Source organism: Spirillospora sp. NPDC047418 (assembly GCF_040643275.1).
GTDB lineage: Bacteria > Actinomycetota > Actinomycetes > Streptosporangiales > Streptosporangiaceae > Spirillospora.
Map to the genome: position 1 here is coordinate 72,172 of NZ_JBEYTW010000016.1, position 24,321 is coordinate 96,492.

At 73.3% G+C, this 24,321-nt stretch carries 21 protein-coding genes; 9 read left to right on the forward strand and 12 right to left on the reverse strand.

All coding sequences use genetic code 11. The features are described 5' to 3' along the window. Positions 1 to 33 precede the first annotated feature (33 nt). Both ABZ806_RS13180 and ABZ806_RS13185 read left to right on the forward strand, forming a co-directional pair. On the forward strand, positions 34 to 2,316 hold the full coding sequence (locus ABZ806_RS13180) for a molybdopterin-dependent oxidoreductase (protein WP_500217202.1): 2,283 nt from the start codon (positions 34 to 36) through the stop codon (positions 2,314 to 2,316). A gap of 105 nt (positions 2,317 to 2,421) precedes the next feature. Further along, on the forward strand, positions 2,422 to 3,336 hold the full coding sequence (locus ABZ806_RS13185) for a Rieske (2Fe-2S) protein (protein ID WP_500217204.1): 915 nt from the start codon (positions 2,422 to 2,424) through the stop codon (positions 3,334 to 3,336). A gap of 35 nt (positions 3,337 to 3,371) precedes the next feature. Here ABZ806_RS13185 and ABZ806_RS13190 read toward each other — a convergent pair whose 3' ends face one another. From ABZ806_RS13190 to ABZ806_RS13200, 3 genes are all read right to left on the reverse strand, one after another. Next, positions 3,372 to 3,608 carry a DUF8836 family protein gene (locus ABZ806_RS13190; RefSeq protein WP_131938772.1) on the reverse strand — a complete coding sequence of 79 codons (237 nt, stop codon included), beginning with the start codon at positions 3,606 to 3,608 and terminating at the stop codon, positions 3,372 to 3,374. Positions 3,609 to 3,713: 105 nt separating this feature from the next. Continuing rightward, on the reverse strand, positions 3,714 to 4,487 hold the full coding sequence (locus tag ABZ806_RS13195; RefSeq protein WP_500217206.1) for a sulfite exporter TauE/SafE family protein: 774 nt from the start codon (positions 4,485 to 4,487) through the stop codon (positions 3,714 to 3,716). A 120-nt stretch (positions 4,488 to 4,607) separates the two neighbouring features. After that, the gene (locus ABZ806_RS13200; protein ID WP_500217208.1) at positions 4,608 to 5,396 is read right to left on the reverse strand and encodes an ABC transporter ATP-binding protein; all 789 of its coding nucleotides are present in this window, start codon (positions 5,394 to 5,396) and stop codon (positions 4,608 to 4,610) included. A 223-nt stretch (positions 5,397 to 5,619) separates the two neighbouring features. Between ABZ806_RS13200 and ABZ806_RS13205 the strand changes: the two genes are divergently transcribed. After that, complete coding sequence (locus ABZ806_RS13205) at positions 5,620 to 6,387, forward strand: Rv1486c family protein (protein ID WP_500217210.1); 768 nt, start codon at positions 5,620 to 5,622, stop codon at positions 6,385 to 6,387. A 53-nt stretch (positions 6,388 to 6,440) separates the two neighbouring features. Here the strand turns inward: ABZ806_RS13205 and ABZ806_RS13210 are convergent, their stop codons facing one another. From ABZ806_RS13210 to ABZ806_RS13230, 5 genes are all read right to left on the reverse strand, one after another. Further along, positions 6,441 to 7,136, reverse strand: coding sequence for an RDD family protein (locus ABZ806_RS13210; RefSeq protein WP_500217211.1), 696 nt, complete (start codon positions 7,134 to 7,136; stop codon positions 6,441 to 6,443). An 88-nt stretch (positions 7,137 to 7,224) separates the two neighbouring features. Beyond that, positions 7,225 to 7,674, reverse strand: a complete 450-nt coding sequence (locus ABZ806_RS13215) for a DUF2752 domain-containing protein (protein ID WP_500217213.1) — start codon at positions 7,672 to 7,674, stop codon at positions 7,225 to 7,227. 304 nt (positions 7,675 to 7,978) lie between these two features. Beyond that, positions 7,979 to 8,764 (reverse strand): PP2C family protein-serine/threonine phosphatase, encoded by a 786-nt coding sequence (locus ABZ806_RS13220; RefSeq protein WP_500217215.1) that lies wholly within the window; start codon positions 8,762 to 8,764, stop codon positions 7,979 to 7,981. Between the two features lie 36 nt (positions 8,765 to 8,800). Next, positions 8,801 to 9,487, reverse strand: coding sequence for a response regulator (locus ABZ806_RS13225; RefSeq protein WP_500217216.1), 687 nt, complete (start codon positions 9,485 to 9,487; stop codon positions 8,801 to 8,803). Next, on the reverse strand, positions 9,484 to 10,641 hold the full coding sequence (locus ABZ806_RS13230) for a GAF domain-containing sensor histidine kinase (RefSeq protein ID WP_500217218.1): 1,158 nt from the start codon (positions 10,639 to 10,641) through the stop codon (positions 9,484 to 9,486). The genes ABZ806_RS13225 and ABZ806_RS13230 overlap by 4 nt, the downstream gene beginning before the upstream one ends. A gap of 158 nt (positions 10,642 to 10,799) precedes the next feature. Here ABZ806_RS13230 and ABZ806_RS13235 point away from each other — a divergent pair, with 158 nt between their 5' ends. The 6 genes from ABZ806_RS13235 to ABZ806_RS13260 all read left to right on the forward strand — a co-directional run bounded on the left by ABZ806_RS13235 (position 10,800) and on the right by ABZ806_RS13260 (position 19,647). Continuing rightward, on the forward strand, positions 10,800 to 11,468 hold the full coding sequence (locus ABZ806_RS13235) for an SDR family NAD(P)-dependent oxidoreductase (protein ID WP_500217220.1): 669 nt from the start codon (positions 10,800 to 10,802) through the stop codon (positions 11,466 to 11,468). An 83-nt stretch (positions 11,469 to 11,551) separates the two neighbouring features. Beyond that, on the forward strand, positions 11,552 to 12,832 hold the full coding sequence (locus tag ABZ806_RS13240; RefSeq protein WP_500217222.1) for an MFS transporter: 1,281 nt from the start codon (positions 11,552 to 11,554) through the stop codon (positions 12,830 to 12,832). Next, complete coding sequence (locus ABZ806_RS13245; RefSeq protein WP_500217224.1) at positions 12,829 to 13,845, forward strand: S-adenosylmethionine:tRNA ribosyltransferase-isomerase; 1,017 nt, start codon at positions 12,829 to 12,831, stop codon at positions 13,843 to 13,845. The genes ABZ806_RS13240 and ABZ806_RS13245 overlap by 4 nt, the downstream gene beginning before the upstream one ends. Before the next feature lie 64 nt (positions 13,846 to 13,909). Further along, complete coding sequence (gene serB, locus ABZ806_RS13250; protein ID WP_500217226.1) at positions 13,910 to 15,121, forward strand: phosphoserine phosphatase SerB; 1,212 nt, start codon at positions 13,910 to 13,912, stop codon at positions 15,119 to 15,121. Positions 15,122 to 15,149: 28 nt separating this feature from the next. Then, on the forward strand, positions 15,150 to 17,282 hold the full coding sequence (locus tag ABZ806_RS13255; protein ID WP_500217228.1) for a hypothetical protein: 2,133 nt from the start codon (positions 15,150 to 15,152) through the stop codon (positions 17,280 to 17,282). 124 nt (positions 17,283 to 17,406) lie between these two features. Then, on the forward strand, positions 17,407 to 19,647 hold the full coding sequence (locus ABZ806_RS13260; protein WP_500217230.1) for an FUSC family protein: 2,241 nt from the start codon (positions 17,407 to 17,409) through the stop codon (positions 19,645 to 19,647). Positions 19,648 to 19,651: 4 nt separating this feature from the next. On the opposite strand, the gene ABZ806_RS13265 is transcribed toward ABZ806_RS13260, so the two are convergent. From ABZ806_RS13265 to ABZ806_RS13280, 4 genes are all read right to left on the reverse strand, one after another. Beyond that, positions 19,652 to 20,119: a SixA phosphatase family protein gene (locus tag ABZ806_RS13265; protein ID WP_500217231.1), complete on the reverse strand. Its 468-nt coding sequence runs from the start codon at positions 20,117 to 20,119 to the stop codon at positions 19,652 to 19,654. 320 nt (positions 20,120 to 20,439) lie between these two features. After that, positions 20,440 to 22,893, reverse strand: coding sequence for a sodium-translocating pyrophosphatase (locus tag ABZ806_RS13270; protein WP_500217233.1), 2,454 nt, complete (start codon positions 22,891 to 22,893; stop codon positions 20,440 to 20,442). 594 nt (positions 22,894 to 23,487) lie between these two features. Continuing rightward, positions 23,488 to 23,928 (reverse strand): ATP-binding protein, encoded by a 441-nt coding sequence (locus ABZ806_RS13275; protein ID WP_500217235.1) that lies wholly within the window; start codon positions 23,926 to 23,928, stop codon positions 23,488 to 23,490. A gap of 16 nt (positions 23,929 to 23,944) precedes the next feature. Continuing rightward, positions 23,945 to 24,298, reverse strand: coding sequence for an STAS domain-containing protein (locus ABZ806_RS13280; protein ID WP_067628471.1), 354 nt, complete (start codon positions 24,296 to 24,298; stop codon positions 23,945 to 23,947). Positions 24,299 to 24,321: the final 23 nt, after the last annotated feature.

Genomic DNA, 24,321 nt, shown 5'->3' on the forward strand with positions numbered 1-24,321 from the left:
AGGCAGACGGTCCCGTTCACAAGGAGTGTCCCGATGGGCGACCGCACGGCTTTCCGCACCTGTCCCCTCTGCGAAGCCCTGTGCGGGCTCGAACTGACCCTGGACGACGCGGGCACGGTGACCCGCGTCCGTGGCGACGCGAAGGATCCGTTCAGCAAGGGCTTCATCTGCCCCAAGGGCGCGACGCTCGGCAGCCTCGACGGGGATCCCGACCGGCTGGCGGAGCCGCTGATCAAGGGCGAGGCCGCCGGGTGGGAGGAGGCGTTCGCCACCGTCCGGGAGGGGCTCGCGGGCGTCATCGAGCGGCACGGGCGGGACGCGGTCGCCGTCTACATCGGGAACCCGACCGCGCATTCGATCGCCGGGCCGCTGTACGGGGCCGCGATCGTGAAGGCGCTCGGCACCCGGAACCTGTTCACGGCCAGCACCGCCGACCAGATGCCGAAGCACGTGTCCTGCGGGCACATGTTCGGTGATCCCCTCGCGATCCCCGTGCCCGACCTCGACCGGACGGGGCATCTGCTGATGCTCGGCGCCAATCCGCTGGAGTCGAACGGGAGCCTCGCGTCGGCGCCCGACTTCCCCGGACGGCTGAAGGCGATCCAGGCGCGCGGCGGCAAGGTCACGGTCGTCGACCCGCGGCGGACGCGGACGGCCGACCTCGCCGACGAGCACCTGTTCATCCGTCCCGGGACGGACGCGTTCTTCCTCATGGCGCTCGTCCACACCCTGTTCGCCGAGGACCTCGTCACCGACCGCCTGCCGGGACGCGTCAACGGCCTGGACGACCTGCGCGCCCTCGCCGTCGACTTCGCCCCCGAGCGCGTCACGTCCGCCACGGGCATCCCGGCGGACGTGATCCGGCGGACGGCCTGCGAACTGGCCGCCGCCGAACGCGCCGCCGTCTACGGCCGCATCGGGACCTGCACGCAGGCGTTCGGGACGCTCAACAGCTGGCTCGTGGACGCCCTGAACGTCCTCACCGGGAACCTCGACCGCGAGGGCGGCGCGATGTTCCCGCGCCCCGCGCACGCGCCCGTGTACCGGCGCAGGAAGCCGTTCACGACCGGGCGGTGGCGCAGCCGCGTCCGCGAACTGCCCGAGGTCAATGGCGAGTTCCCGGTCGCGACGCTGGTGGACGAGATCGAGACCGCCGGCGAGGGCCAGGTCAAGGCGCTGATCACCATCGGCGGGAACCCGGCGCTGTCGGCGCCGAACGCCGCCCGGCTCGACCGCGCGCTCGGCGGCCTGGAGTTCATGGTCAGCGTCGACCCGTACCTGAACGAGACGACGCGGCACGCGAACGTGGTCCTGCCGCCGCCGCGGCCCGCGCAGACGCCGCACTACGACATCGCGCTGACCGGGCTCGCCGTCCGCGACTACGCGCGCTACTCGCCGCCCGTCGTCCCGTTGCCGGCCGGGCGCCCGAGCGAGGCCGTCGTCCTCGCCCGGCTCGCGATGATCGCCTCCGGCACGGACGGCGACCCGGCCGCCCTCGACGAGATGATCATCACCGCGACGCTGGCGAAGGCGACCGCGCTCGCCGGCTCCCCGGTGCACGGCCGCGACCCCGGCGAGCTGCGCACGATGCTGGACGGCGGCACGCTCACCGAGCAGCGGCTCGACATGATGCTGCGCCTCGGCCCCTACGGCGACGGCTTCGGCGCCGACCCCGCCGCTCGTGGGGAGGCGACCCCCCGCACCCCCCGGGGCACCTCCGGCGCCGAGTATGTCGGCCTGACCCTGGCGCGGCTGCGCACCGAGCACCCGCACGGGCTCGACCTCGGCGCGCTCAAGCCGCGCCTGGACGAGGTGCTCTGCACGACGTCCGGCCGCGTCGAGCTGTGCCCGTCCACGTTCGCCGCCGACGTCGACCGGCTGCACGCCGCCCTGCGCGCCCCGCGCGACGACGGCATGGTGCTGATCGGACGGCGCCAGCTGCGCTCCAACAACAGCTGGCTGCACAACGTCCCCGAGCTGGTGCGCGGCTCCAACACCTGCACCCTCCAGCTCAACCCCGCCGACGCCGACCGGCTCGGCGTCACCGCGGGCGGCCTGATCCGCGTCACGTCCCGGACGGGGACCGTCGACGCCGTCGCCGAACCCACCGACACCGTCATGCCCGGCGTCGTCAGCCTGCCGCACGGCTGGGGCCACGACCGTCCCGGAACCCGTACCGGCGTCGCGCGCGAGCACGCGGGCGTCAACGTCAACGCCATCACCGACGAGCAGGAGATCGACCCCCTGTCCGGCAACGCCGTCTTCAACGGAGTGCCCGTCACCTTGGCGGCCCTGTCCCCCGCGCGGGCCCGCTGACGCCGTGGTTTACCTCTCCCGGCCACAGGTACGTATGACTGGCCGCAGGAGAACGCGGAAGACTAGTGTCGCAACAGGCGTCTCACAGACCGCGGAGGAGGGGACATGCCCCGACGGGTGAACATATTCCGGCGCGGGTCACAGCCCCAGAGCCCGGCACGGCTCGCGGACGCCACGGACGCGCTGGAGCAGGCGCGCGGTTTGGACCGTACCATCCAGGTCCTGTCCACGGCCGTGCGGCGGACGCTGCATCCGGGGCCCGTCAAGGACGCCCTGCACGGCGTCCCGCTGGGCCACCCCGCCCATCCGCCGCTCACCGACGTCCCCGTCGGGATGTGGATGTCCGCCGCCGTCCTCGACCTCGTGCCGGGGACGCGCCGCGCCGCGCAGACCCTGGTCGCCGCCGGGCTCGCCGGCGCCCTGCCGAGCGTCCTCACCGGCATCGCCGACTGGGGCTCGCTGCACCGCGAGCAGCAGCGCGTCGGGCTGATCCACGCCGCCGGGATGGCCACGGCGAGCGCGCTGTACTCGGCGTCGCTCGTCGCCCGCTACCAGGGACGGGACGGCGCCGGCCGCGCGTTCGGCTTCGCCGGCCTGTCCACCCTGCTCGCCGGGACCTACCTCGGCGGGCACCTCGCCTTCCGGCAGGCGGCGGGCGCCAGCCATGCCGACAAGGTCGGCCATCTCGTCCCGCTGGGCTGGCACGACCTGTGCAGCGCCGCCGACCTCCCCGACGGCTGGCCGGTCACCCGGCGGCTCGGGTACATCAGCCTGTTCGTGCTGCGGACGGGCGACAGCGTCCACGTCCTCACCGACCGCTGCAGCCACCTGGCGGGGCCGCTCCACCAGGGCCGCATCGTCACCGACGACCACGCCGACATCTGCGTCGTCTGCCCCTGGCACGGCAGCACGTTCCGCGTCGTCGACGGCTCCGTCGTCCACGGCCCCGCCACGGCCCGCCAGCCGGCCTTCGAGAGCCGCGTGACCGAGGACGGCATCCTCCAGGTCCGGCCCGTCTAACCGGCGTCCAGCCGGACCTGTCCGGCCGGACCCGTCTAGCCGGATTCGCCGCCCTCGGTGGAGACGGGGTGCTCCACGAGGGCCAGGACGCGGCTGGACATGAACCGGGCCGTCCGGACGGGGGTGCCCGTCCGGGTGACCTCGGTGACCTCCACCACGCCACGCCGGGTCGCGACCTCCACGCGGCGGCCGGCGCGGCTCGCCGTCACCTCGTACGTCCGCGTCCCGTCGCCCCCGGCGTCCACCACGATCTCGACCCGGTCACCCTTCATCGGCGTCGCCCCTCATCCGCGCGAACCTCCGGCAGTCGAACGTATATTCGACTTATACCCGAAATGTCCGGTCGGCAATCCCCCGGCGAGGGACGAAAACGCTGGTCAGAAGAACACCAGGTTCACGATCGCCGCCACCCCGACGACCACGATCACGCCGCGCAGCACCAGCGGCGGGATGCGTCGGCCGACCCGGGCGCCGATCACGCCGCCGCAGGTGGAGCCCGCCGCGATCAGCAGCACCGCCCACCAGCTGATCTCGGTGCCGGCGAACAGCCACATGAGCGTGAACAGGATCGCGGCCGTGCCGTTCACGACGGCCGACAGGACGTTCTTGGCCCCGTTCAGGCGCTGCAGGTCGTCGTCCAGCAGGATGCCGAGGAGGGCGATGAGGATGATGCCCTGCGCGGCGCCGAAGTAGCCGCCGTACATGCCCGCGGCGAACACGCCCGCCCAGAGCCCCGCGCCGCCGTTCGGCCGGTGCTCGCCCTCGCGGCGGAGCGCCATCCGGCGCTGGAGGCGCGGCTGCACGACGACCAGGACCAGCGCGATGACGATCAGCGCGATGACGATGACGTTGAACGCCTCGGCGGGCAGCCCCAGCAGCAGCAGGCCGCCGAGCACCGCGCCGGCGAGCGAGGCGGGCGCGAGCCGCAGCAGCCGTCCGCGCTGCCCCTTCAGTTCCTCCCGGTAGCCGTAGGCGCCCGTCACGCCGCCCGGGACGAGCCCGATGTTGTTGGAGACGTTCGCCACGACCGGCGGGTAGCCGAGCGCCAGCAGCGTGGGGAAGGTGATCAGGGAACCGGACCCGACGACCGTGTTGATGCTTCCGGCGGCCACCCCGGCCGCGAAGATCGCGATCGCGTCCAGCAGGTTCACGTGCGTCCCATCCCAGCGCTGCGAGTTCTCAGGGGCGCACACATCGTAGGGAGCACCGGCCCACGGCCGCCGTTCGGGGGTGGTTCGGGGGCGTTTGCTCCGATCCCCGCCGGGGGCGGCTCAGCGGCCGGAGCGGGCGTACCAGCGGCCGTTCTGGCGGTCGATCGCCAGCGGGAGGCCGAACGCGTCGGACAGGTGCTCCCGGGTGAAGACCTCGTCCACCTTGCCCTGCGCGACGATCTCGCCGGAGCGCAGCAGCAGCGCGTGCGTGAAGCCCTCGGGGACCTCCTCCACATGGTGCGTGACCACCGCCATCGTCGGTGCCGCCGGGTCGGCGGCCAGCGCGGCGAGGCGGGCGACGAGGTCCTCGCGGCCGCCGAGGTCGAGGCCGGCGGCGGGCTCGTCCAGCAGCAGGAGCTCCGGGTCGGGCATGAGCGCGCGGGCGATCTGGACGCGCTTGCGCTCGCCCTCCGACAGCGTGCTGAACGTCCGCTTGATCAGGTCGGCGCAGCCGAGCGCCTCCAGCAGCGCGACGGCGCGGCCGACGTCGGTCGAGTCGTACTCCTCCCGCCAGCGGCCGATGATCGCGTACGAGGCGGTCAGCACCAGGTCGATGACGGTCTCGTCGACCGGGACCTTCTCCGCGACCGACGAGCTGGCGAGGCCGATGCGGGGACGCAGTTCGAACACGTCGGTGCGGCCGATCTCCTCCTCCAGGATCAGGGCCGTGCCCTCGGTCGGATGCAGCATCGCGGCGGCGATCTGGAGCAGCGTCGTCTTGCCCGCTCCGTTCGGGCCGACGATCACCCACCGGTCGCCCTCGTCCACCGTCCATGTGACGTCGCGCAGCAGGTTCGCCCCGCCGCGCCTGACCCCGACTCCGCGGAGTTGAAGCACCTCGCCGGCCATCGCGTGCCTTCGTCTCCAATCCCGGTCGCCCGTGATCTAGCCCTCAGGAGAAGAACCTATGCGATCCGGGACGGCGGCGGCTCCCCGGATCCCCGCGGGAAACGGCGGCCCCAGGGTGCTCCTCCGGCGCGATAGGTCCCTTACGTCCGGTGGAACCAGGGATCTGAGCGCTTATCGTGGATCGCATGCCCGTTGCGGAGAGTCCGAGAATGAGCCCGACAGAATGAGCGGGGCGGTAGCGACGTCGCTGGTCGCCTGGGGCAACGCGTGGCTGACGGGGCACGTCGGCCTGGACGAGGCGGTCGACGCGGTCGAGCAGAGCGCCGGGCCGCAGATCCTCGGCGGGGAGCCCGCCGAGGTGACGCTGCGCCGCGGCCTCGGCGACCTGCGCGTCGGCGGGCTGTCGGCGCTGCGGCTGGCGCTGCCCGAGCCCGGCGATCCGCTCGGGCTGACCGGGCCGCCGCCGTTCAACAGCGCGGCGATCGAGGCGGGCGCCGCCGTCGTCGCGGTGCTGGACGGGCGGGCGATGGGCCTCGTCCCGTCCGTGGACCGGCGCGGCTCGTCCTACGTCGGCGTCCGCTGGACGCCGCACGAGGCGTCGGCGGGGCCGCCCGACGTCCCGTCGCTGGCCGAGGCCGACCGGCGGCTCACCCTCGCCATGCGGGACGCCACCGAGGTGCTGCTGACCGTGGACGACTTCACCGGCGTACCGCCCGAGATCGCCGACGCGCTCGTCGACCTGCGCGACCCGGACCGCGGCGGCCACCCGCTCGCCCCCGGCTACCCGCAGCGCGCCCACCGCGTCGCCGCGCTCGCCGGCCGGCTGTCCCTCGTCGTGGACCTGGCCCGGCAGCTGGACGACCGCGGCCTCAGCGCCGACCAGATGAGCCGCCGCGGCGAGGCCCTGCGCCTCCTGGACGCCGCCGTCCGCCGCGCCCTCGTCGCGGCGTGCAACAGCGCGTTCGACCCGGTTCCCGGAACAGAGCGCTGACAGCGCGAAACGGGGCGCCCCCTGAGGGGACGCCCCGTTCGGGTGGTCTCGGATCAGGCGCGGACCACGATGGTGTTGCAGATCTTGTCGGCGAAGGTCTGCTTGCGGTCGTCCCACAGCGGCCAGAGGAAGCCGATGTAGCACAGGAAGCTGTCGGCGACGTGGGCGATCTTGCGGACGAACGCCATGCCGAAGCCGATGGGCTGGCCGGTCTGCGCGCTGACGAGGCGGATGCCCATCTGCCGCTTGCCGATGGACTGGCCGGTGGTGCCCTCCTGGTAGCAGATCCACAGGCCGCCCGCGACGGACAGGGCCAGGCCGACCAGCATGAACAGCAGGCCGAGCACCGCGGCGCCGCCGCTGCCGGAGCTGGTCAGCATCAGGCTGAGCAGGTAGAGGACGAAGACCGGACCGGCGAAGATCAGGTAGTCGATGATGTAGCCACCGGCGCGCGAGCCCCACTCGGCCAGCTGGCCGGTCGAGCCGTAGTGGTGGTGGTGGACCTCCTGGCCGTAGCCGGGCTGCGCCGGGGGCTGCTGGCCGTAGCCGGGCTGGGCGGGAGGCTGCTGGCCGTACCCGGGCTGGGCCGGGGGCTGACCGTAGCCCGGCTGCGCCGGGGGCTGCTGGCCGTAGCCGGGCTGGGCCGGGGGCTGACCGTAGCCCGGCTGCGCCGGGGGCTGCTGGCCGTACCCGGGCTGCTGCTGCCCGTAGCCCGGCTGCTGACCGTACGGGTCGTAGGGGTTACCCACACTTGCTCCTTATTGATTGACCCTTTGGTTATGTGACGCCCGCCGGACCCGGAGGGCTCCGCAAGTCTGACCGAGGATTGACCCCGGCTCAAACCCGGAGGATGCCCAACCGGACGAGCTGCCACAGTTCCGACCCCACGAGGGCGGTGCCGAGCATCCAGGCACGGGTCTTCGGCTGGAGTGCCCACCACCGGCGCCCCAGGCCCAGCGGTGCGGCGGCGACGGCGATCGCGCCGGTCAGGGCGACCGGGTTCGCGAGGACGGCCTGGCCCGGGCGGCCCGAGCCGAACTCGATGAACACGGTCGTGCCCCCGCACATGGGACACGGGATTCCGGTGAGCGCCCGCAGGGGACAGAGCACGCCGGGGTCGTTGACACGGTGGATCCATGACGCGCCGATGGCCGCGACGGCCATCGCCGCAACGCGCAGCATCACGCCCGTGGGGCCGTGCCGCGCTGCGGTGAGGGTCCGGCTGACGATCCCGCCCAGCACACCGTCCGGTGCACCGGTGGCCGCCGCCCCGGGCGCTCCCCCCAACGAATCCTCCGCCTCGATGACAAACGAGTGAGTGACCCGTATACCGGGTACACCCGGAGCCGGGTCAAGCGCGGTCGACGATCCGCGATGGGACCGTTACCGAGCGCGCAGTGACATCACTCCAGGGGCAAGAGTAAGACAAATCGCCAGCTACGGGGGCACTCTTTCCGCCTAAGAGTTTCATGAATCGTCCCGGGCGCGGCTGGCGGGGGCTTCTGCCGCCCCCGAGCCCGGGTGGAGCCGACGTGGCTGGATATGGCCGGATATGGCCGCGCGGCCGGCGACCGGACGTGCGGGACGGGGCTCAGCCCTGCCCCGCGGCTCCGACGACGGCGGGGTCCTCGCCGCCCTGGAGGTGCTCGGCCTCGACGACGTCGGCGATGACCGCGGTGATGTTGTCGGGGCCGCCGCCCGCGCGGGCCAGCTCGATCAGCCGGTCCACGGCGCGCTGCGGATCGGCCTCCGCCGACAGCACCTCGTAGATCTGCTGCGCGTCGACCGGGCCGCTCAGCCCGTCCGAGCACAGCAGGTACCGGTCGCCGAGGCGGGCCTCGCGCAGCCGCAGGTCGGGCTCGCGGTCCTCGCGGCCGTCCAGCACGCGGTACAGGACGTGCGAGAGCCGGGACGTCTCGGCGGGGTCGGCCTGCTGGCCGGCCTGCTCCGCCTCCGCCTTCAGCAACTCGTCCATCGTGTGGTCCTGCGTCATCTGGAACAGTTCGCCGTCGCGCAGCAGATAGCCGCGCGAGTCGCCGACGTGCGCCAACGCCACGGACTCCCCGGACCAGAGCATCGCGGTGAGCGTGGTGCCCATCCGGCTGAGGTCGGGACGTTCCTCGCGGACGATGCGGAGCTTCTCGTTGGCCTCGGCCACGGCGCGGCCCAGCACCTCGACAAGATCGTCCTTGGGGGCAGCGGTGTCCAGCGCGCGCAGCGAGTCGATGACGGTCGAGCTCGCGACCTCGCCGCCCGCATAGCCGCCCATGCCGTCCGCGACCGCGATCAACCGCGCACCGGCGTAACCGGAGTCCTCGTTGTTCTCCCGGTTGCACCCGATGTCGCTGCCTGCTGCGTACCTGATTGCTACGTTCATACCAATTTCGATGACGATCCTGTCAGAGGAGTTGTATCAGTGGCGGACGGCGGATTCCCCGGTTTCCCCGGCCGCCCCGGACGTTCCGGCACCGTGCCGGACCGCGTAGAGCGCCGCCTGCGTCCGATCCTGGACTCCCAGTTTCATGAGCAGATTACTGACGTGAGTCTTGACCGTCTTCTCGGACACCACGAGGGCGCGCGCGATCTCCCGGTTGGACCTGCCCCGCGCGATGTGCACGAGCACCTCCCGTTCCCGTTCGGTCAGCGCGGCCAGGCCGCGGTCGTCGTCCCGCTTCGCCGATCCGTCCCGCAGCATCGCCTCGGCGGCGTCCGGCGCGAACAGGACGTGCCCGTCGTTGACCGCCCTGATCGCCTGGACGAGCGCCTGCGGGTCGACGTCCTTGTACAGGTACCCGGCCGCACCCGCCCGCACGGCCGGCAGCACATGGCCGCCCTCCGTGACGCTGGTGAGGACCAGGACCCGTGCCTTCACCCCACGAGCCCGCAGCTCCGTCAGCGCGGCCAGACCGTCGGCGCCCGGCATCTTGAGGTCCATGAGCACGATATCGGGATCGAGGGATTCGGCCAGTGTCACGGCCGACGCGCCGTCCTCGGCCTCGCCGACGACCTCGATGTCGTCCTGGATGCCGAGGAACGTGCGCAGCCCCTGCCGGACGACCGGGTGGTCGTCGGCGATGAGGACCCTGATCGCGTCGCTCACAGCGGCACCTCCAGCCGGACGGTCGTGCCCCGTCCGGGCGCGGCGTCGATCGTGAGCTCGCCGCCGATGGAGTACGCCCTGTCGCGCATGGAGGCGAGCCCGAGCCCGCCGTGCGGCTCGGTGTCGGAGGCGTCGAAACCGGAGCCGTCGTCGGCGACCTCCAGCACGGCCCGCGCGTCGGCCGTGGCGAGGCGCACCTCGACGGTGCCGGCGCGGGCGTGTCGCAGCGCGTTGTGGAGCGCCTCCTGGGTGATCCGGAACGCGACGGCCTCGTGCTCCTCCGGCAGGACGACGGTGTCGTCCGCGGCGAGGCGCACGCTCGCCTCGTGCGCCCGGTCGAGGACCTCGACGTGCTTGCGCAGCGACGCGACCAGGCCGTCCGCGAGGTCGGCGGGACGCAGCTCGAAGATCACCGCGCGCAGCTCGGCGAGGGCGTCGGCGGCGAGCCGCTCGACCTGCGCCAGCTCCCGGACGGTCCGCGCCGGGTCGCGGTCGGCCAGCGCGGCCGCGGTGCGCGCGGTGAGCCGCAGCGAGAACAGCTTCTGCGCGACGGCGTCGTGCAGCTCGCGGGCCATCCGGTTGCGCTCGGCGACGACCGTCAGCTCGCGGTTGTCCTCGTAGAGGCGGGCGTTCGTCATCGCGATCGCGGCGTGCGCGGCGAACAGGGTGAGGAGGTCCTCGTCGTCCTGGGTGAAGCCGCCGGGGGTCTGCTTGTTGGCGAGGAAGATGATGCCGAGCACGTCCTCGCCGTCGCGGATCGGCACGCCGAGGAAGTCCTTCAGGACGGGATGCGCGACCGGCCAGCCCTCGAACTCGGGCTCCCTGCGGATGTCGCCGAGCCGCTTCGGCACGTCGCCCTTGAGCATCGCGGCCAGCATGCCGTGCTGGCGGGGCAGCGGGCCGATCCGCTCCCACTCCTCGTCCGAGACGCCCGCCACGACGAACTCGGCGAACGAGCCCTCGTCGTCGGGGACGCCGAGAGCCGCGTACCGGGCGTCCAGCAGCTGCGCCGCCGCCCGGACGATCACCTGGAGCACCTCGTGGACGGACAGGTGCCGGGTCACCGCGAGCACGGCGGAACTGACGGCGTGCAGGGTCGCGCCCTGATCGCGGCACCCGTCGTCGGTCTCCATCCCGGCCTCTCGTCGTCCCACTGGTGAAGACCGTACTCTGTGGGCGGGTCTTCCCGAATCAGCCTGGACGACTATCGGTGCCCGTGCTTACGGGACCGGGGTCCTAGGACCATCTGCCCATCGGTCGCGGAACGGTCGGCCGATGCCCGCGGACCGTCCCGGTTCCTAGCGTCGGAACCATGAGAACGGCACTGATCACAGGCGGTTCCCGGGGGCTCGGACGAGCGCTCGCCGGGGAACTCGCGGCAGCCGGCTGGAACCTCGTCATCGACGGCCGCGACCCGGTCGCGCTCGCGGCGGCGGCCTCTGAACTCGGCGTGCGGGGGATCGCCGGGGACGTCGCCGACCCCGCGCACCGGGCCGAGCTCGCCGCGGCCGTGTCCGGCGGGCTCGACCTGCTCGTCAACAACGCGAGCACCCTCGGGCCGACGCCGATGCCCCGGCTGGCCTCGCTGCCGGTCGCCGACCTCGCGGACACGTTCGCGACCAACGTCCTGGCACCGCTGGCACTCGTCCAGGCCGTCCTGCCCGGCCTGCGGGAGCGGCGCGGCGCGATCCTCAACATCACCTCGGACGCGGCCGTGGAGAACTACGAGACGTGGGGCGGCTACGGGACGTCCAAGGCGGCGCTGGAGCAGCTGTCGAACGTCCTGGCGGCCGAGGAGCCCGAGGTCGCCGTCTGGTGGGCGGATCCGGGCGAGATGAACACCGCGATGCTCCGCGCGGCCGGGGAGGACGCCGATGCCGCGCCGCCGCCGGCGGAGGCCGCGGCCGCGCTCCACCGGCTCGTCGAGACCCGGCCGCCGAGCGGGCGGTACCGGGCGTCCGACCTGGTGGACGGGCGATGACCGCGATCCTCGATCATGAGCGGGTGTCTGTTTCGGGGCGTGGGGTCCTTACTGCGGGTTTTCGAGGTACAACGTTCGGGATCGTGCTCGTCGTCACGCTGCTGGCGTTCGAGAGCATGGCCGTCGGCACCGTCATGCCGGCGGTCGCGAGCGACCTGGACGGCCTGGCGCTCTACGCGTGGGGCTTCAGCGCCACGCTGATCACGAGCCTGCTGTCGACGGTGCTGGCGGGCGGCTGGATCGACCGGTCGGGCCCCACCCGCCCGTTCATGCTCGGGCTCGGCACGTTCGTCGCCGGGCTGGTGGTCGCGGGCGCGGCGCCGTCCATGTGGATGTTCGTCGCCGGACGAGCCGTGCAGGGCCTCGGCACGGGCGTGTCGCTCGTCGCGATGTACGTCGTGATCGCCCGCGTGTACCCGGAGGAGCTGCGGTCGCGGGTGTTCGCGGCGCTGTCGGCGGCGTGGGTGCTGCCGTCGCTGATCGGGCCCGCGGTCGGCGGCGCGGTGGCCGAGCACATCGGCTGGCGGTGGGTGTTCCTCGGGCTGATCCCGCTGGTGATCCCGCCGACGATGATGCTGGTGCCGGCGCTGCGCGGCATCAAGCCGGTGGACGGCGGCCCGGCCGGTTCCGGCCGGTCGCGGTACGTCGCCGCGGTCGCCGTCGCGGCGGGCGCCGCCGTCCTCCTCTACGGCCTGGACGGCAGCGGCTGGACGATGCTGCCCGCCGCCCTGGTGGGGCTCGCCGGCCTGGCGTTCGGGCTGCCGCGGCTCGTGCCCGCCGGGACGCTGCGGCTGCGGCGCGGGCTGCCCAGCGTCGTCCTCGTCCGCGGCCTGCTGTCGGGCGCGTTCTTCGGGACCGAGGTGTTCATCCCGCTGGCGCTGACGCGGCTGCACGACTTCAGCGCCACCAAGGCGGGCATCGTCCTCACGGTCGGCGCGCTGGGCTGGTCGGCGGCGTCGCAGATCCAGGGCCGGTCCAAGCGTCCCCGCGAGTTCTACGCGCTGCTCGGCGCCGTGCTCGTCACCGCCGGGATCGCCCTCGCCGCCGTCGCCCTCCAGCTGCCCGGCGGCTGGCTCGCCGCGCCGGCGTGGATCATCGGCGGCGCCGGGATGGGCTTCTCGATCGGCAGCCTGTCCGTCCTGCTCCTCGACCTGTCCCCGGAGGACGAGCAGGGCGTCAACTCGTCCGCGCTCCAGATCAGCGACACGCTCGGCTCGTCCCTCGTGGTCGGCGTCGCGGGCGCGCTCGTCACCGGTTTCGGGGCCGCCCGCATCGGCACCGGCCTCGCCGTCTCCGGTGCGCTGTTCGCCGCGGTCGCCCTCCTCGGGGTGATCGCCGCTCTCCGGCTGGAGGTCTCCAAATGACCGTCGAGTTCACGCTGCCCGCCTCGCTGGAGGCCCACGAGCCGCCCGAGGCGCGCGGCCGCGGCCGGGACGGCGTCCGCCTCCTGGTCTCCCGGCGCGCGTCCGGGACGGTCTCCCACCACGCGTTCGGCGACCTGCCGGCGCTGCTCGACCCGGGCGACCTGCTCGTCGTCAACACCTCCGCCACGCTGCCGGCCGCCGTCCGGCTCGACCGGATCAGCGTGCACTTCTCCACCCCGGTGCCCGGCGGCGACGACCGGCTCTGGCTCGTCGAGCTGCGCTGCCTCGCCGGAAAGGCAAGCCGGCCGTACCGGGGCGGCTCCCCCGGCGAGTGGATCCCGCTGCCCGGCGGCGCCACCCTCACCCTCGTCGGACGGCGTACCCGGCGGCTTTGGGAGGCCCGGCTGAGCACCGACGTCGTCCCGTACCTGCTGACCCGCGGCGTGCCGATCAGGTACGGGTACGTCCGCCGCGACTGGCCGGCCGCCGCCTACCAGACCGCCTTCGCCCACGACCCGTCCACGGGCGGCGCGGAGATGCCGAGCGCCGCCCGGCCGTTCACGCCCGAACTCGTCACGAGCCTCGTGTCGCACGGCGTGCTGATCGCCCCGATCACGCTGCACACCGGCGTCGCGTCCCCGGAGGCCCACGAGCCTCCCTACGCGGAGCGCTACCGCGTCCCGGCGCCGACGGCGGCGCTGGTCGAGCACGTCCGGTCCGAGGGCCGCCGGGTGATCGCCGTGGGCACGACGGCCGTCCGCGCCCTGGAGACCGCCGTGGACGCCTCGGGGCGCGTCACCGCGTCCTCCGGCTGGACGGAGCACATCGTGACGCCGGAGAACGGCGTACGGGCCGTCGACGGCCTCCTCACCGGCCTGCACGAGCCCAAGTCGTCCCACCTGATGATGCTCACCGCCATCGCGGGCCCCGACCTGCTCACCGCCACCTACGCCGCCGCGCTGGCCGAGCGCTACCTCTGGCACGAGTTCGGAGACCTCAATCTGATCTTGTAGCCGTCTCGCATGCCGGACCTGCCGCACGAGCCGCACGTCACGGCCGGTACCGTGGAAAACAGTTATGGACGGGTCAGCCAAGCGCACACTCCTCATCACACTCACCGGACGCGACCGCCCCGGCGTGACATCGCGTCTCTTCCGGACGCTCTCGGAGTTCCCGCTCACGGTCGCCGACGTGGAGCAGGTCGTGATCCGCGGCCGGCTCGTCCTCGGCGTCCTGCTGGACTACACCGAGGGCGCCGACATCGGCCGCGTCTGGAACGCCGCCGAGCACGTCGCGAACGACCTCGACATGGAGATCGAGCTCTCCACGGGCCGCAACCGGCGGATGCCGAAGCGCAGCGGGCGCCTGCACGTCACCGTCCTCGGCGCGCCGCTGAAGCCCGCCGCCATGGCCGGGATCGCCGGACGCATCTCCGCGCACGGCGCCAACATCGACCGCATCGAGCGGCTCGCGTCCAACCCCGTCACCTGCATCGAGATGGACGTCTCCGGCGCCGACCCCGACGCGCTGCGCGCCGCCCTCACCGCCGAGGCCGCCGGGCAGCAGGTCGACGTCGCCGTCCAGCAGAGCGGCCTCAGCCGCCGCGCCAAGCGCCTCATCGTCATGGACGTCGACTCCACCCTCATCCAGGGCGAGGTCATCGAGCTGCTCGCCGAGCACGCCGGCTGCCTCGACGAGGTCGCCAAGGTCACCGAGGCCGCGATGCGCGGTGAACTCGACTTCGAGGGCTCGCTCCGCGAACGCGTCGCCCTGCTCGCCGGGCTGGACGCGGCCGCCATCGACGACGTCCGCGGCAGGCTCCGCCTCGCCGCCGGCGCCCGCACGATGGTCCGCACCCTCAAGCGCCTCGACTACAAGTTCGCGATCGTCTCCGGCGGCTTCACCCAGGTCACCGACGCCCTCGTCGACGACCTCGGCATCGACTACTCCGCCGCCAACACGCTGGAGATCTCCGGCGGCAAGCTCACCGGCCGCGTGACCGGCCGCGTCATCGACCGCGCCGGCAAGGCCGCCGCGCTCGAACGCTTCGCCCGCGAGGCCGGCATCCCGATCAGCCAGACCGTCGCCATCGGCGACGGCGCCAACGACCTGGACATGCTCCAGGCCGCCGGCCTGGGCATCGCCTACAACGCCAAGCCCGTCGTCCGGCAGGCCGCCGACACGGCGGTCAACGTCCCGTACCTGGACACGATCGTCTTCCTCCTCGGCATCTCCCGAGAAGAAGTGGAAGCCGCCGACGCGGCCGATTCCCAGGCGAGCGACCGGTAGCGCTCCCGCGGCGCTAGGGTCGCGGGTCATGATATTTCGTGGTTCGGGCGGGGTCGGCGATGTCGACTGGGCGTCGCTCGATCACGCCCACGGGACGGCGGCGGACGTGCCCCGGCTGCTGCGCGCCGCCGTCGGGCGCGACGCTGACGCCGCTGAGCAGGCCCTGGGCGAACTGGCGGCGCGGATCACCCATCAGGGGACGCTGTACTCCGCCACGGCGGCGGCGGTGCCCGCCCTGATCAGGCTGGCCTGCTCCCGGCGGACCCGGCGGCGGCCCGAACTGCTGCGGCAGCTCGCGCTCATCGCCGAGAGCGAGGCCGCGCCCCGGGCCGTGCTCGACGACGTGCGGAGCGCGCTCGCGGCGGGGGCCGAACGACTCATGAAGCTGCACTTCGACCCCGACGTCCAGGTGCGGCGGACGGCCTCCTACGTCGTGGGCCACCTGCCGGCCGGCAGCGTGCCCTTCGCGCGGCTGCGGAAGCTGCGGGACGCCGAGGGCGACAGCGAGGCCGCGTCCGAACTGCTGCTCGCCGCCGGGCGGCTGCACCCGAAGGAGGCGGCGGCCTGGCTGGAGGAGGAGCTCGGCGCGGGCCGTCCCGTCCTGACGCGGGCCGCCGCCGCCTGGTCGCTGGCCGTGTACGGCGAGTCGTTCGGCCCGGTGGCCGCGGCGGCCGTCCGGGAATGCTGGGCGAGGTACGACCCGCTGAGGGACAGCGTGTGGGCGAACGACTCGCTCGGCGACATCATCGTCGGCGCCCCTGAGGGCGACGCCGTCGAGCTGGTCCGGGCATTCCTGCGCGAGGGGCTCCGCGCCCGGCGGGTCGTGAGCTCGGTGCGGCGGCGCTGCTACCTGTCGCTGTCGGCCCGGACCGCGTTCGCGGACGTCCTCGCCGAGGCCGTCGCCCATACCGACACCGAGGTGCGGGCGACCGCCGCCGAGATCCTGGTGGAGGTCCGGCAGCCGGTCCCGGCCGCCGTCGGCGCGCTGGCGGAGTACGTCCGGTCACCGCCGGAGACCGCCCTCGGCGACCGTCCGCACTGGATGCGGGGGCTGGAGACCGCGGAGGGGCGGCTGCTGTCCGCCGGACTTCGCCTGCTCGTCATGGCGGACCATCCGGCCTGGCGGCCCGCGCTGCTCGGCGCCTTCAGCGCGGGCTGGTTCGACGGCGGCACCGTCGACCTCCTCACCGAACGGAACGAGCCCTACGATCCCGCCCTGCTGGACGTCCTGCGCCCGCACCTGGCGTCGGCGGCCATGGAGACCCTGCTGCGGCATGAGCCGGACGTGGCCATCCCTCCGCTGCTGGCGGTCTGGGGGCCACCGGCGGCCGCGGCGACACCCGAACTGGCCGGCCTCGTCCGCCGGGGGAGCCGCGCTGCGGCGACCGCCCTCGCGGCCATCGGCCCGGACGCCTCGGCCGCCGTGCCCGCCCTGCGCGAGTCCGTCACCGGCGACGGCACCTGGGAGTTCCGGACGGCGTGCGCCGAGGCCCTCGCGGCCATCACCGGCGGCACCGAGGATGTGGCCAGGTTCGTCCAGGCCGCCGTGGACGGAGGCGAAGCCGTCCTCGCGGCGCGGCTGGCGCGGACGCACGGGCTGCCCGGCGACGCGTTCCCGCCCGTCCTGCGCGAGCTGGCCCTGACCGAGGCGGAGGACGCCCACCTGGAGCGCCTCGCCGCCGCCGAACTGCTCCTGGACCTGACCGGAGACGCCGGCACCGCGCTGCTCGCCGCCGAGCGGGTGCTCTCGGACGGCAGGTGCCCCAAGGCCGACGCCGCCCGGCTCGCCGGGCGGCTCGGCGAGCCGGCGGCGCAGCTGCTGCCGGCGCTGCGGGACCTGGACTCCAGCGCGTCCGAGCAGTACGAGGGCGCGCTGGCGGTCCGGCGGATCAGCGGGGATCCCGGTCCGCTGCTGGAGGCCGTCGCCCGCCGCATGCTGCAGGACGGCGCGGGCCGGTGGCTGATCGAGGCCGCCGGCGAACTGGGCGACGCGCTCGAACCGCTGATCCCCACCCTGCGCCGGCAGGTCGCCTCGGACTGGACCATCGTCCCGTTCGCCCCCTACAGCTCGCTGATCTCCGAAGACCGGGAGCAGCGGGCCGCCATCGCCGAGGTCCTGAACGCCCGGGACCACCGCGACCCCTCGGAGCCCCCGGCCTGATCCCCCCGGCTCCCGGGGTGGGCTGAGACGGTGATCGTTTGGGTACGGGGGTGGGGGGGCAGGGGAACGATCTTCGCGGGCGGACGAGGTGACGGCGGCGGAACGGCGGGACGTGCTGCGGCGCATGCGGGACGCGTTTGCCCAGGTGCAGGGGCAGGCGTCGCCGATGTACGGGATGGCCGCGGCCGTCGCGGTGGCCGTCCCGCTGCTCGCCGGCTCGCTGACCGGGCACGCCGCCCAGGGGTCGATGATCGCGCTCGGCGCGTACCTGGTGGCGCTGCGCGCCCCCGAGGGCCCGTACGGGGCGCAGGCGCGGAGCCTCACGGTCGGAGTCCTGTTCGTCGCGGTCGGGTCCGCGCTCGGCGGGCTGCTCAGCGGGCACCTATGGCCGACCGTGATCGTGGTGCCGCCGCTGATCGCGCTCGGCGTCGCGGTGCCGCGGATCGGGTCCACCGCCGGGCTCGCGGTGCTGCTGAGCGCCGTCCGGCCGCCGTCCGCGGACGTGCTCGCCATCGGGCTGCTGGAGCTGATCGGCGGGCTGCTCACCGCCGGGCTGCTGCTCGCGCCGTGGCCCGCGCGGCGGCTGCTCCCGCTGCGGGCGTCGCTCGGCGACTGCGCGGACGCGGTCGCCGAGGCGCTCGACGCGGTCGCCGAGGACGTCGGCGCGCACGACCCCGAACCCCTGGAGGCCGTCGAGCTCACCGACCCCGATCTCCTCGCCGTCACGCGGGTGCCCGACTGGGAGAAGAAGCGGCGCGCCGCGTCCGAGGCGCTGACGGCCGCGCGCGCCACCTACCGCCTGTACCGGACGGGACGCGGCAAGAGCGACCCCACCCGGCCCGAACGGCTCATCGACGGGCTCGGGCGCGTCCTGCACGAGACGGTGACGCTGCAGGCCGTCCTGGAGGCGGCGAAGAACTACCCGCCCGACCGCGAGTGGCGGCTGGAGACGCAGACCGCCATCTCGGCGCTGGCCGCCCGGCTGCGGCTGCTCGCCGGGGCGATCGCGACGGCGGGCGACGCGCCGCTCGGCCGGGAGGAGTCCGCGGCCGTCCGGCGGATGGGACGGGCCGCCGAGCACATCCGCCGCGCCGGGCTGGCCGGCGACGAGGACCTCGTCGCGGTCGCGCTGATCGGCCAGGTGCGCCGCTCCATCGACCGCATCGCCGGCGAGGTCGCCGCCAACCGCCGCATCGTCGCGGGCGGCGTCCGGATGGGGTTCGGGCCGCCGCGGATGCCCGGCACCCTCGACCCGATGCCGGTGCTGGAGCGGATGCGGCGCGCCGTCCGCACCCGGTCCCCGGTGTTCCGGCAGGTGTCGCGGGTGTACGTGACGGCGGTCGTGTCGATGGCGGGGACCGCCGCCATCGGCCTGTCGCACGGGCACTGGCTGACGATCACCGCGATGCTGAGCCTGCGCGCCACCTACGGCGAGACCGTCGACCGGCTCGTCCAGCGCGTCGGCGGCACCGCGGCCGGGTCCGCCGCCGCCGCCGTCATCCTCACGCTCGCGCCCGGGCAGGTCACCGTCGGCGTGATCGCCTTCGTGTTCGCGCTCGCCGGGTTCGCGATGCGGTCGGTGAACTTCGCCTACTGGGCGCTGTTCGGGACGCCGCTCGCGATGATGCTGCTCGACTTCTCCACCCCCGCCGGCTGGACCACCGCCGGGGAGCGGATCGCGCTCACGATCGCCGGGACGGCGCTGTCCTACCTCGCCGTCCGGCTGCTGTGGCCCGCCGGGCACGTGGAGCGGCTGCCCCGCCAGCTCGGGCGGCTGCTCGGCACCCACGCCGCCCTCGTCCGGGCGACGGCCGACGTCCTCGCGGGCGAGCAGACCCGGCTGCCGCACGACACGATCGTCGCGGCCGAGCGGGCGGCGGAGGCCGTCGCCGAGACCCGGACCCGGCTCGGCCACGAGCGGCTGCCCGACACCGGCCTGATCGCCGAACTGGGGACCGCCGTGGACGCCGCGCACCGCACCCGCGACCACCTCATCGCGGTCGCGCGGCTGTCGCGCGCGGAGGCCGTCGACACCGGGCCCGTCCCGGAGATCCTCGACCGGCTCGCCGACCGGTTCGAAGAGGCCGGCACGCTGCTGGAAGAGGACCCGGAGGACCTCGATCCGGAGGACGCCGTGCCCGTCGGGGAGCTGGACGAGGAACTCGCCGACCTCGACTCGCACCTGTCCACGATCACCCGGCGGCGCCGCGCCGAGATCAAGTCGGGCGTCGGCCGGGACGAGGTCACCCCGCTGCGGCAGGCGCTGCTGCAGGTGTCGACCACCCGCTACACGATCAGGTCGCTGCGCCGCGACGCCGGGACGGTCGTCGACTCGTCCCTCATCGCCGCCGCCCCGCGCTCCTGAACGCTCAGTCCTTCGGGGTGCGGACGGTGCGGAGCGTGCCGAGCCCGGGGCGGACGCCCGTCCACTCGCCCGGCAGGTCGACCACCGCGAGCGCGCAGGTGGGGAACGCGTCCGGGGCCTGCCCGGTCAGGTCGTGGACGAGCTGGTGCACGGACGGGTTGTGCCCGACGAGCAGCAGCGTCCCGGCGTCGTCCGGTGCCTCGGTGACGAGCGTGAGGAGCCCGTCGGGGTCGTTGGCGTAGATCGCCGGCTCGTAGTCCACGGCGGCGTCCAGCGCGAGGAGGCCGAGCGTCTCGCGGGTGCGGGCCGCCGGTGAGCACAGCGCGTGGTCGGGGACGAGGCCGGTCGCGCGCAGCCACTCCCCGGCCGCCGCGGCGTCGCCGCGCCCGCGGTCGCTGAGGACGCGGTCGATGTCCGCCGTGCCGAACCCGGCAACGGCCTTGGCGTGCCGGAGCACGATGAGCGTGGGCATGCCCGCCACCCTAGGCCGCAACACCCCCGAGGTCCCCGCGGGCTCGACGGGCGGTTAGGGGGCGACGAGGGCCGCGAGGCCCCACAGCACGAGCATGATGCCGAGCATGCCGCAGATCACGAGGGCGAAACCCTTCGGGCCCGACATCGCCGGCTTGCCTTCGCCGCTGCTCGCCACAGCGCCTCCCGATCTCCGTCCGGGGCCGGGAACGTCCGGCCCGCTCCTCAAGGGTACGGCCGGTGCCCCATGGTCACGACGTGACCCCGGACATGCGGAAGGGCCGGCGGCACCCGTGCCGCCGGCCCTCTGCGCGTGATCCGTCAGCTGTTCTTGGCGGACTCCTCCTCGGCGGTCGCGGCGCCGTTGGCGTCGGCGCCGACGGCCGCCTCCTCCGGGGCCTCGACGGCCTTGGCGTCGCCGCCGTCCTGCACCGCCGCCGGCTCGGGCTTGCCGCCGCCGGACGCCGGGTCGGAGGCCGGCTCGGCGATCGGGTCGGCGCGCCGCTTGGAGATCACGATCGCCGCGACGATGACGCCGACGGACAGCACGGTCACCACGACCCGCAGCAGCGTGTTGCCCGCGTACGTCACCACCGCGTCCGCGATCAGCAGCGCGACCAGGTTCATCACCTTGATCAGCGGGTTGATGGACGGGCCGGCGGTGTCCTTGAACGGGTCGCCGACCGTGTCGCCGATGATCGTCGCCTCGTGGGCGTCGCTGCCCTTGCCGCCGAGGTGCCCCTCCTCGACGAGCTTCTTGGCGTTGTCCCAGGCGCCGCCGGAGTTGGACAGGAACACCGCCATCAGCACGCCCGCGGCGATCGCGCCGCCCAGGTAGGCGCCGAGCGGCGCGTACCCGAACGCGAAACCGACCGCGATCGGAGCCATGATCGCCAGCAGTCCGGGGGTGGCCAGCTCGCGCTGCGCGTCCCGGGTGCAGATGTCCACGACCCGGTCGTAGTCGGGCTGCTCGGTGTAGTCCATGATCCCGGGCTTGGTGCGGAACTGGTTGCGCACCTCCTCCACGACCCGGCCCGCCGCCCGGCCCACCGCCATGATCGCCAGGCCGGAGAACAGGAACACGACGGCCGCACCGATGATCATCCCGATCAGCACGTTCGGGCTGGCGATCGACAGGTTGAAGTCGAGGAACTCGGCGCCGATCGCGTCCTTGGCGCTGCTGGACGCGTCGCCGAGCGCCGCGATCACCGTCGTCCGGAACGAGCCGAACAGCGCGGTCGCGGCGAGCACCGCCGTCGCGATCGCGATGCCCTTGGTGATCGCCTTGGTGGTGTTGCCGACGGCGTCCAGCCGCTCCAGGACGGCCGCGGCCTCGCCCTTCACGTCCCCGGACATCTCGGCGATGCCCTGGGCGTTGTCGGAGACGGGACCGAAGGTGTCCATCGACACGATCACGCCGACCGTGGTCAGCAGCCCGGTACCGGCCATCGCCACCGCGAACAGCGCGACGGTGGTGTTGCCGAAGCCGAGCAGGAACGCCCCGTACACGGCGCCGGCGATCACCAGCGCGGTGTAGACGGCCGACTCCAGGCCGAGCGAGATGCCGGACAGGATGACGGTCGCCGGGCCCGTCCGGGCGCTGTCGGTGACCTCCTTGACCGGCTTGCGGTTGGTCTCGGTGAAGTAGCCGGTGAGCAGCTGGATGAGGCTCGCCAGCACGATGCCGATGAGCACGGAGCCGAGCGCGACCCAGCGCGGGTCGGCGTCCAGGCCGCGGATCGCCTCGTCGGTGACGCCCTTCAGGTCGGCGAACGACGACGGCAGGTACACGAACGCGGCGATCGCGACGAGGATCGCCGAGATGCCCGCCGAGATGAAGAACCCGCGGTTGATCGCCGTCATGCCGGAGCGGTCCCCGGCGCGGGGCGCCACCGCGAAGATGCCGATCACCGCGGTGATCACGCCGATCATCGGGACGAGCAGCGGGAACACCAGGCCCTCGGTGCCGAACGCCGCCGTCCCCAGGATGAGCGCGGCGACCAGCATCACCGCGTACGACTCGAACAGGTCGGCGGCCATGCCGGCGCAGTCGCCGACGTTGTCGCCCACGTTGTCGGCGATCGTCGCCGCGTTGCGCGGGTCGTCCTCCGGGATGCCCTGCTCGACCTTGCCGACGAGGTCGGCGCCGACGTCCGCGGCCTTGGTGAAGATGCCGCCGCCGACACGCATGAACATGGCGAGCAGCGCGGCGCCGAACCCGAAGCCCTCCAGCACCTTCGGTGCGTCGCCCTGGTAGGCCAGGACGACGACCGCGGCGCCGAACAGGCCGAGCCCGACGGTGAACATGCCGGCGACGCCGCCGGTGCGGAACGCGATCCGCATCGCCGTCTTCTCGCCGCCCTCCTCGCGGGCGGCGGCGGCGACCCGGACGTTGCCGCGCACCGCCAGCCACATCCCGGTGAACCCGGTGACGGCGGAGAACAGCGCGCCGATGACGAAGAAGACCGACCGTCCGATCCGCTCACTCGTCGAGTCGGCGGGGAGCAGCAGCAGAACGAGCGGGATCAGTACGACGAAGACCGCGACCGTTCGGAACTGGCGTTTCAGGTAGGCGCTGGCGCCCACCTGCACGGCTCGCGCGATCTCCTGCATCTTGGCGGTGCCCTGGCCCGCGGCCAGGACATCGCGGACGAGACCCGCGGCGACGGCCAGTGCCAACAGTGCGATCACAGCGACGACGACGACCAGGGAGAGGTCGCCGCCGCCGAGATCCACTTCTGCGCTGGCCGGGCTTGACAGGGAAAACCCGGACATCCGTCCTCCTCGACAGGGGCATTGCGACTCGATCGTCACAAAGAAGACGATCTTTACCGCGTACCCCGCGAGTCATGATTTCGAACACCTCGCACGGCAACGCGGGTGCCGGGAGTCTACGCACGCGCAAGTCGAATGTTAAGGCCGCCCGGCCCTTGAAGAAGATGTCGCCGAAATGCAACGAGCGATACGCCGGAAATTGACCTATAAGCCGGTCCAGCCGTCATCGCCCCAGGTCAGCCCGGGTTAGACAACCCTTACCTCGCCGCTACCCCGCCGAGCGCATACCACCATGGGCGCATCGGCCCGGCGACCGGCGTCCTATTCAAGCTAGGCATTAACACGGAATATGTCCAGACCCAAATTGGCCCGAACCGAGATCAACGCGAAGAGAATCTCACAACCCCCACCCCATCACCCCCACCACCCCCACCACCCCCATGCCTGGGGGCCGGGAGCCCCGGCTCCCGGCAAGCGGGCAGCCAGGGCCCCGCCGGGCAGCAGACAAGCCCCCCTGCGACCGGCACGCGGCGCACGACTAAGGCCCCGCCGGGGGTGGCGGGGCCTTGGGTCGTGGTGGGGGCGGGCGCGCGTCTAGATGGTCGCCTCCGCCTCGGCCGGCCAGCTCATCCTGATCTGGACCCCCTTGGGCGTGGCGGCGATCTCCACGTCGTCGGCGAGCCCGGCGATGACGGCGAGCCCCAGCTCGGAGGCGCCCTCGCCCCAGCCGTACTCGAACTCGTCCGCGTCCACGGCCGCCTGGAGGTCGCCCGGCGTGTCGTCGCCGGGGACGGTGTCGCTGACGGTCACCTCGAAGCGGCGGTCGGCGCCGCTCAGCTCGAGGCGGACGGGCTCGTCCGGGCAGTGCCGGCGATGTGCCTCCACGGCGCGCGAGCAGGCCTCGCCGACCGCGAGCCTGACCTCGTCCAGCAGCGGTTCGGCGACACCACTGCGGCGGGCCACGGCGGTCACGATCAGGCGGGCGGTCCGTACGTGGACGGGCAGCGCGCTGAAGGACAGTTCAACGGTCGACATTTCAGCTACGGGCCGCCTACTTGGCGTCCTTGCGCTTCGCCTCGGCATCGGCGATCGAGTCGTGGATGCCGAAGACCTTGGTCAGCCCCGTGATCCGGAAGATCTTGAGGATGCGCTCCTGGGTGCACACCAGTTCCAGCGAGCCGTCGTGCGCGCGCACCCGCTTGAGCCCGCCGACGAGGACGCCGAGGCCGGTGGAGTCGAGGAACTCCACCTTCTCCATGTCCACGAGCAGGTGGAACTTGCCCTTGTTGACCAGGTCGATGAGCTTCTCGCGAAGCTTCGGCGCCGTGTAGACGTCGATCTCGCCCTCCACGTTGATGACGGTGAGGCCATCGTCGGTGGTGTAGTCGTTCACCTTCAGGTCCACAGATCCTCCACGCGCCGTGCAGC

Bases quoted from the DNA above. Each gene is read 5' to 3' on its own strand.
- ABZ806_RS13190 (WP_131938772.1), bottom strand. From the start codon at position 3,608: ATGAAGGGTGACCGGGTCGAGATCGTGGTGGACGCCGGGGGCGACGGG.
- ABZ806_RS13200 (WP_500217208.1), bottom strand. From the start codon at position 5,396: ATGGCCGGCGAGGTGCTTCAACTCCGCGGAGTCGGGGTCAGGCGCGGC.
- serB (WP_500217226.1), top strand. From the start codon at position 13,910: ATGGACGGGTCAGCCAAGCGCACACTCCTCATCACACTCACCGGACGC.
- ABZ806_RS13270 (WP_500217233.1), bottom strand. From the start codon at position 22,893: ATGTCCGGGTTTTCCCTGTCAAGCCCGGCCAGCGCAGAAGTGGATCTC.
- ABZ806_RS13255 (WP_500217228.1), top strand. From the start codon at position 15,150: ATGATATTTCGTGGTTCGGGCGGGGTCGGCGATGTCGACTGGGCGTCG.
- ABZ806_RS13245 (WP_500217224.1), top strand. From the start codon at position 12,829: ATGACCGTCGAGTTCACGCTGCCCGCCTCGCTGGAGGCCCACGAGCCG.
- ABZ806_RS13220 (WP_500217215.1), bottom strand. From the start codon at position 8,764: ATGAACGTAGCAATCAGGTACGCAGCAGGCAGCGACATCGGGTGCAAC.
- ABZ806_RS13265 (WP_500217231.1), bottom strand. From the start codon at position 20,119: ATGCCCACGCTCATCGTGCTCCGGCACGCCAAGGCCGTTGCCGGGTTC.
- ABZ806_RS13185 (WP_500217204.1), top strand. From the start codon at position 2,422: ATGCCCCGACGGGTGAACATATTCCGGCGCGGGTCACAGCCCCAGAGC.
- ABZ806_RS13235 (WP_500217220.1), top strand. From the start codon at position 10,800: ATGAGAACGGCACTGATCACAGGCGGTTCCCGGGGGCTCGGACGAGCG.
- ABZ806_RS13275 (WP_500217235.1), bottom strand. From the start codon at position 23,928: ATGTCGACCGTTGAACTGTCCTTCAGCGCGCTGCCCGTCCACGTACGG.
- ABZ806_RS13180 (WP_500217202.1), top strand. From the start codon at position 34: ATGGGCGACCGCACGGCTTTCCGCACCTGTCCCCTCTGCGAAGCCCTG.
- ABZ806_RS13260 (WP_500217230.1), top strand. From the start codon at position 17,407: ATGCGGGACGCGTTTGCCCAGGTGCAGGGGCAGGCGTCGCCGATGTAC.
- ABZ806_RS13205 (WP_500217210.1), top strand. From the start codon at position 5,620: ATGAGCGGGGCGGTAGCGACGTCGCTGGTCGCCTGGGGCAACGCGTGG.